This is a genomic window from Aeromicrobium sp. PFPM2_SD2, assembly GCF_057364525.1.
This window is the reverse complement of record NZ_JBNFNZ010000568.1, coordinates 1-1,375: the sequence shown is the minus strand read 5'-3', so window position 1 is coordinate 1,375 and position 1,375 is coordinate 1. Positions and strand designations below refer to the sequence as shown.

Genomic DNA, 1,375 nt, shown 5'->3' with positions numbered 1-1,375 from the left:
GCGGTGCACGGCGGCGAGCCGGACGACGCCCGGGCTCCTGCGCGACCTCGTCGACGACGGCGCGCAGGCGGGCCACCGCGGTCGGGTGCGACTCGTAGCCGAGCGCCGTGACCCCCTTGCCGCCGTCGTGGTCGCGCACCGTGCCGACGAACAGCACGATGCCGCCGGCGGTCGGGTCGGTGACCGCGTCGTACACCTCGTCGAGGCTCAACGGCGTCTCTCGGACGTCCACCAGGGGTTCCACCCGGCCAGCCTAGGGCGGTGGCTCGGTTCGACAAGCCCAGCCCGCGGAGCCCCGGGGTGTTCGCCCTGGACGAACCGGGGACGTTCCCCCTGGGGCCGCGGGGCGCGGGCGGGTAGCGTTGACGCATGGCCGACCCCCACGACCCGGACCGCGACGACAACCCCTTCAAGGGCACGCCGATGGAGCAGTTCTTCACGGCGTTCACCGGCGGCGGGGGCACGCCGGACCTGCAGGCGCTCATGAACCAGGTGCAGCGCATGTTCGCCCCGCACGAGGGGCACGTGAACTTCGACATGGCCAAGGACGTGGCGCGCCACGTGCTCGCCGCCGCCGGCCCCGACCCGTCGCCACACGCCGGCGAGCGCAGCGCCGTGGACGACGCCCTGCGCCTGGCCGAGATGTGGCTCGACACCGCCACCGACCTGCCCGCTGCGGCCACGCGCGCCGTCGCCTGGAGCAAGGCCGAGTGGGTCGAGCAGACCGCCGGCACCTGGCACCAGCTGGTCGAGCCGATCGCCGAGCACGTCGTCAAGGCGATGGGCGACGCGCTGCCCGCCGAGGCCCGCGCGATGGCCGGTCCCCTGGTCGGCATGCTGAGCCAGGCCGGCGGCGCGATGTTCGGCCAGCAGGTCGGCAGGCGCTCGGCACGCTCGCCGGCGAGGTGCTGTCGTCCACCGACGTCGGCCTGCCGCTCGGCCCCGAGCGCACCGCCGCGGTGCTTCCCGCGAACGTCCGCGCGTTCGGCGAGGGCCTGGAGCACAGCGAGGCGGACGTCCTGCTCTACGTCGTCCTGCGCGAGGCCGCGCACCAGCGCCTGTTCGCGCACGCCCCGTGGCTCGCCGCCCAGCTCGTCGGCGCGGTCGAGGACTTCGGCCGCGGCGTCACCATCGACGTCTCGGCGATCGAGAGCCAGCTCGGCTCGCTCGACCCCTCGCGGCCGGACGAGATCGCCGAGGCGCTGCAGGGCGGGCTGTTCGAGCCGGCTCGCACGCCGCAGCAGGAGCAGGCGCTGCAGCGCCTGGAGACCATGCTCGCGCTGGTCGAGGGCTGGGTCGACGAGGTCGTCACCCAGGCCACCAAGGACCGCATGCCCGCCGCCGTGCCGCTCGCCGAGGCGATGCGCCGCCACTC

At 75.1% G+C, this 1,375-nt stretch carries 1 protein-coding gene and 1 pseudogene; one reads left to right on the top strand and one right to left on the bottom strand.

Going from position 1 to position 1,375, the window contains the following annotated elements:
• Nucleotides 1-244: molybdenum cofactor biosynthesis protein MoaE (locus tag AC2W7G_RS16405; protein ID WP_485869378.1), on the bottom strand; the 244-nt coding region annotated here is incomplete at its 3' end.
• A gap of 125 nt (nucleotides 245-369) precedes the next feature.
• Between AC2W7G_RS16405 and AC2W7G_RS16400 the strand changes: the two are divergent.
• Nucleotides 370-1,375, top strand: a pseudogene (locus tag AC2W7G_RS16400) (zinc-dependent metalloprotease); the annotation flags it as partial.